This window comes from Thiomicrolovo sp. ZZH C-3, assembly GCF_054862725.1.
Map to the genome: position 1 here is coordinate 1 of NZ_JBTKXX010000007.1, position 5,832 is coordinate 5,832.

At 48.3% G+C, this 5,832-nt stretch carries 6 protein-coding genes and 1 rRNA gene; 4 read left to right on the forward strand and 3 right to left on the reverse strand.

Going from position 1 to position 5,832, the window contains the following annotated elements; all coding sequences use genetic code 11:
* The 4 genes from ACXWTF_RS13350 to ACXWTF_RS13365 all read left to right on the forward strand — a co-directional run.
* On the forward strand, positions 1-235 hold a 235-nt coding region (locus ACXWTF_RS13350), incomplete at its 5' end, for a thiosulfate oxidation carrier complex protein SoxZ (protein WP_461715488.1).
* 185 nt (positions 236-420) lie between these two features.
* Positions 421-900, forward strand: a complete 480-nt coding sequence (locus tag ACXWTF_RS13355) for a thioredoxin family protein (RefSeq protein WP_461715489.1) — start codon at positions 421-423, stop codon at positions 898-900.
* Complete coding sequence (locus ACXWTF_RS13360; RefSeq protein ID WP_461715490.1) at positions 897-1,337, forward strand: MOSC domain-containing protein; 441 nt, start codon at positions 897-899, stop codon at positions 1,335-1,337. The genes ACXWTF_RS13355 and ACXWTF_RS13360 overlap by 4 nt, the downstream gene beginning before the upstream one ends.
* A 53-nt stretch (positions 1,338-1,390) precedes the next feature.
* Complete coding sequence (locus tag ACXWTF_RS13365) at positions 1,391-2,344, forward strand: DUF302 domain-containing protein (protein ID WP_461715491.1); 954 nt, start codon at positions 1,391-1,393, stop codon at positions 2,342-2,344.
* 164 nt (positions 2,345-2,508) lie between these two features.
* On the opposite strand, the gene ACXWTF_RS13370 is transcribed toward ACXWTF_RS13365, so the two are convergent.
* The 3 genes from ACXWTF_RS13370 to rrf all read right to left on the reverse strand — a co-directional run.
* Positions 2,509-3,330, reverse strand: coding sequence for a hypothetical protein (locus ACXWTF_RS13370; RefSeq protein ID WP_461715492.1), 822 nt, complete (start codon positions 3,328-3,330; stop codon positions 2,509-2,511).
* A gap of 176 nt (positions 3,331-3,506) precedes the next feature.
* Entirely contained in the window at positions 3,507-4,724 is a 1,218-nt protein-coding gene (locus ACXWTF_RS13375; RefSeq protein WP_461715493.1) for an OmpP1/FadL family transporter, read from the reverse strand.
* 1,020 nt (positions 4,725-5,744) lie between these two features.
* Positions 5,745-5,832: ribosomal RNA gene (gene rrf, locus ACXWTF_RS13380) — 5S ribosomal RNA — on the reverse strand; the annotation flags it as partial.

The following is a 5,832-nucleotide window of genomic DNA, read 5'->3' on the forward strand; positions in this document are numbered from 1 at the left end:
ATACGACATCGCTGAGAAGAAAACCGGCGACCGCAACAACGCGAACTTCATCACGCACATCGACGCCAAAGTCGGCGCGGCGACTGTTCTTGACGCTTCCGTCAGCCAGTTCCTCTCCAAGAACCCGATCTTCAAGTTCGCGTTCAAAGGCGACTTCAAAAAGGGTGACGAACTCGTTATGACCTGGGTTGACCTCAAGGGCAACACCAAGAGTTCCAAAGCCAAAATCAAATAATTCCCGGGTGGACGCTTCGGCGTCCCACCGTTTTCTCTCCAAGGCACCAATAGTGTATAAACACCACTTCATCACTCTTTTGATTCTACTCTCGTTCTTTTTCTCCTTGTCCGCCCGCGATATCGACCTTGACCNCCCGGGTGGACGCTTCGGCGTCCCACCGTTTTCTCTCCAAGGCACCAATAGTGTATAAACACCACTTCATCACTCTTTTGATTCTACTCTCGTTCTTTTTCTCCTTGTCCGCCCGCGATATCGACCTTGACCGTATAGCTCTCGACACGGCTAAGCAGAAGAAGACCCTCCTTGTCTGGCTCCATAAAAATGACTGCGGTTATTGTGAAGCGATGTATGAATTCACCCTCGGCGATGACCATGTTGCGCCGCAGCTTGAATCCTCTTTCACACTGGTCGATATCAACATCAACGATGACGATACTGTCACGTTCAAAGATTTCAAGGGAAGCGGACACGACTTTGCAAAGCATGTCGGATACAACTTCTACCCCTCTTCGCTTTTTATCGATGCCGATGCGGAGATCATCTTTGCCGCGCCGGGGTATGTCGAGGAGAAAGATTTTACCAACATGCTTGACTACGTCAGCAGCGGCGCGCATAAAACCATGACCTATGACAGCTTCAAGAGAACAGGAGCTCAGCAGTGAAAAAACGCGAAGGAAAAGTTCTGGCCCTCTTTCATGCGCTGAAAGGGGTGGAAGGGCGCCACGAATACGATATGATCGAAATCGACGAACAGGGTATCATCGGCGATAAATACTACGGCAAGAACCTCAACCGTACCATCCTGATCACCTCGGAGCAGGCCAGCTATGTCATGGCAGCCGACGAAGGGATCACGATGCCTTACGGGTCACTGGGCGAGAACATTGTCATCGATATCAACCCCTATGATCTCCAGGCCGGCCAGCAGCTGCAGATCGGTGAGACGATCGTTGCCATCACCCAGAACTGCACCCTCTGCAGCAGCCTCGGCAAAGTCGATGCCAGACTGCCCGAACTGCTCAAAAATGACCGCGGTATCTTTGCCAGGACACTCCAGGGCGGTAAAATAAAAAAAGGTGATACAATCACCATTCTCTGAATTAAGGACCCAGCCGCTACACTAGTCTCACAAACTTATCACTAAGGAGTGAGATGAAACCGATTGCCAGGACCCTTCTTTGGACATTTCTGTCCCTGACACTACTGATAAGCGCCGCCGCTTCCGAAACGAATCAGGACATCCGGATCTTCACCGTCGAAAACAGCTCCGGGAAAATTACCGGGAAGAGCATTGAAAAAGCGTTTGAAGAGAGCGGTTTTCTGATCGACGGCAATAACGACATGAACAAACCCTTCAAGGCCCGCTTCGGAGCAACACACTTTCCGGTCTACCGTCTGGCCACCATTCATGATCCCGACCTCTCCTCCAGTCTGATTGCCGTCAATCCGCTGATGGGGCTTCTGACACCGCTTTCCATGTCTATCTGGCAGGATAACGAAAGGAATATGAACATCTCCCTGCTCTCCCTGCGCGGCCTTTCACGTATGACGCAGATACCGATGGACAATCCCGATCTGATCGCCCTGGCGGACAAGATGGAAAAAGCGCTGCGTTCTGCCCTTCCGGGAGGCCATTTTAAGCCCTTGGCCTATCAAAAGGTTGCTGACCCAAGTACACCCCTGTCTGTAGACTTTAAGGCCGTTTTTGAGCCTTCCAAGGATGGGTCTCTTCTCGATGCCAAGGATGATTTTGAGGCAGAGTTCGAAGGGGAGATGGAACCCATTGGTTTTCTCTTCCCCGGTTTTATCGATGTCAACGAGGAGCTGCAGGAGCGCGATGATGAACGCTTTGACTTTTACGATACCTACTCCGTCTGTAAACTCGACGTTATCTTCCCGATCCACAAAACCCATCCGGAAGTCGGTGCCTTTGCGCCCTGTACCTTTTTCCTCTACAAGAAAAAAGGGGAGAAAACCGTCCATATGGGCTTCCCATCCGTCCAGAACTGGATCGCATCGACAGATATAGCGGACAAAGCCTCTCTTGATCCTCTGATCGAAGCGGAAAACCTCTTTATCGATACCGTCAACGGTATTACGGAATAACACCCGGGACGGCCTATGAGGCCCGACCGTCACCGCACTGCTCATCGCTGCAGCATCCGCACCGAAAATCAAAAACGTCTTCAAGTCAACAAAATCACTACAATAGAAAGCAATAGGAAGAAAATAAGAAGAGATGTTGGGAATACGGCCGGGCGGCCGCACGGTTATTCAAAAGGCGCTGAAAGCTCTTGTTCAATTGCACCGGGCGTATTGACGATACGCATAAATTCACCCATCGTCAAAAGCGGATAACTGATGGCAATGTAGTACTTTGCCGCCAATGCTGTCGCTTTGCCCTCTTCGATAAGGATCGTATAGGGCAGGATCTCGGCGTTCTGCAGGCCGATCGTCTTGACGAATGTCTTTGTATCGTCGCTGAGGGCATAACCTACAAGCGTCTTCCCCTCCCCGACGGGCAGCTTGAAGACGATATTTTTTCCGCCGTTATAGGCGTCAAGTTTGGAGAGTAGCGCTGCCGAATCCCCTTCGGCCAGTTCGTAGGTATCCTCATAATAGGGCATACCGATCATAAAGTGATAGCCCTCCAGCTTATCGAAGGCAAAACTGTCTTCTGAAGCACTCATCGTGCCCAGTGCGTCGTTAAGCGCTTTCGTCAGCTTCTCGGCAAGGACAGGGTCATAATCGTTCTGCAAGAAAGCTTTGCCGAAATAGACAGGGTTCGTCACGGCGATTCGCTTCTGCTCGCTGTCGACGAGTACGCGGAGGATCGCACCGAAACCGCGCCCAGGTTTCCCGGCAGCCGTCTGAAGTGCACTATTGGTGATGATGAGCGTCTCGCTCTTTTCCGTCGCTGCATAGTGTCCGATGATATCGAAACCGGCTCCTTTGAGTCTGCTCTCCGCCTCCGCCGTATCCAGGTAGGCGGCATAATAATAGGCATTGACATTTGCGTCTGCCGGTTCTGTAGCGGCAGCACCGTTCAATGCCAGGAACATCAATGCGATATACAACATTATTTTTTTCATTGTTTCTCCTTTTTCAATCAACAAACCTTATAGACCTATGACTCATCGGCTTTACATTCACATATATAGAACGAAAAATTCGGCACAGCAATAGTGTATTGTCCCATTCTATGTCACAGTATCAAGATCATCAGGATCCGCCCGGAGGCGGAAAGGTCAGCAGTAGATTTGCTTTGTTAGAAGTCGTAAGTCAGTTGGAATGTGACACCGCTTTGCGAGTGCGTTACTTTGTTGGTTTCACCTGCCATGGTGGGACTCAGTCCACTCGTATCAAATGAGACTTTTGTCTCCAGTGCATAGGTTACTGCAAGATCAACGGCAAGCTGATCCGTCAACGCTACAGAACCGCCGGCAGTGATATGGTCTTCAACGACCGCCGGGAAGCCGAGGAGGTTGAAAATATTGATTGCGGCATCTGCCGCAGTGCCACCTGTCTTCTCTTCAATTGGCTGGGCACCGTGGTTATACCCGGCACGGAGTGCGAAGCCGTCTGTTGCAAATTCGTATCCGACAGCATAGACGTCCGTATTCTTCCAGTTGAACTCTTTATACCCTTTGGCATCGCCCCATTTGACCTGCTTGTAATCAAAGGCAATTGTATTTTCGCGGGTAAGCTTGAAGGAGAAGCCGACACCGATCTCTGCGGGCTGCGTCAGCTCGTCACCCATTGGTGGAACACCCACTGCTCCAAACGGACCGACCGCATTCGAGATCTGACCTTTGTATTTCATCGGGATCTCCGCGCGATACACCGCACCGACTGTCAATGCACCGGTATTATAGGCGAGACCGACGTTATAGGTAAACTTCAGATCCTGCGCAAAGCCGGCACCGACTGTAGAACCATCAATTGGATTTTTATAGTTAATGTCGAGGGCACCGTACTGAAGAATCGGGGTGAAACCGACACTGAAACCGTTCATTTCATAAGCGACCGGCACACCAAGCTGCATCAGCTGCAGAGCCGTGACCATTTCCATGGATGCAGAGGCGTCTTCACTGCGGTAATCCGTCCCCATGCCGGCCGTACCCCAGATACCGATACCCCAATAGAAGTTATCTCCAACCTTGTTAGCAACCGATACTTCAGGAATGACATTCAGATCAGCAGCACTGTCCTGTGTCCCCGGGTCACCGCTTATTCTGTTGGCATTGTATTTGACATTCGGCATGAAAAGCGTACCGCCGAACGAAATTTCCGTTCCTTTAATACCCGCAAGCAGTGCCGGGTTGGTGATACCGGATTCCGCACCATGGCTCATACCGATAGAGATCCCCCCCATTGCACGCGATTTCGCACCAAGACCAAGAAGGTGGTCGCCGTTTGTTGCAAAAGCAGATGTTGCTCCCATAACCATAGCCGCTGCAACAGCCAATTTGATTGTACGTGTCATTTATACTCCTACGAACACAGTAATTCGACAGATAGCCTGTCATTCAACTCGGATCATTATAGAGAGGAGAAAATAAATCGATTCTGAAAATAAATAATGATTTATCACAGTATCTTATTATTTTTTTTATCATTATGATGAAAAATGCGTAAATAAAAGATATTTATACATACAGCTTATCTAAATAGGGGTTTTGATACCTGTAATAAGCTATAAATAACACAAGTCGTTTTTGATACAAAAGAGAGATTTTTTTGAGAATATTATCATATTGTTTCATTTGGAAACACTTTTTATTTATTTACTGTTGTTTATTACATAGATTATGAATTTTTCTTAGAGGCAATTTATTGCAACAAGCAAATGATATGGTGGGGATCTAGTCAAAATAATCACTGACTCCCGCATCATTATCCCCAGCAAAAGAACGGTCAAAAGCCGTGATCCATGCAAACTTCATTTCATAGCGTCTATGCGTCTTCTTGCTGTAATGAGTGTGGAAATAGATTGAAATCAACCCTGGAGTTCTTGCTGCGATTGCAGCGTCCGCTCGGATATATTGAATACAATACATATAGACAGAATAATAAGCGCGTATTGTGAGGTTTGAATACTTGATAAGTGTTCAAAAAATTGTTGATTGTATGTACCTATGAAGCAGGATACCTCATATAAAAGGTGACCGACGTCACATTTTATATGAGTAAAATACAATAAACAGAGAGTGAACACAAAGTGAGAAACGATCCGAGCAGCCGGTGTAAAGACTTAAAAGGTTGTCGGTATTAGAAGTTAGTTGTGAAAAATTCCGATGAACCAGAATATCTCATGGAAAAAGGCAACAGGGTTGCGTTCTTACAGGAGTAAAGTAAGATAAATAGGAAGCGAGTACGGAGTACGCGCCCGAACAGAGTGACAAAGTGCCCTTGGGGTGACGCGAGCATAGCCGCCGGTGTAAAGTAAGTCAGTGTGATTAGTTTTAAAAGTTTGGGTAATTAGTAAAGAAGGTTAAATCCGAGAACCAGGCGGCGACCTACGTTCCCAACCCTGAAAGGGTCAGTATTATCAGCGATGAGAGGCTTAGCTTCCGGGTTCGGAATGGGGCCGG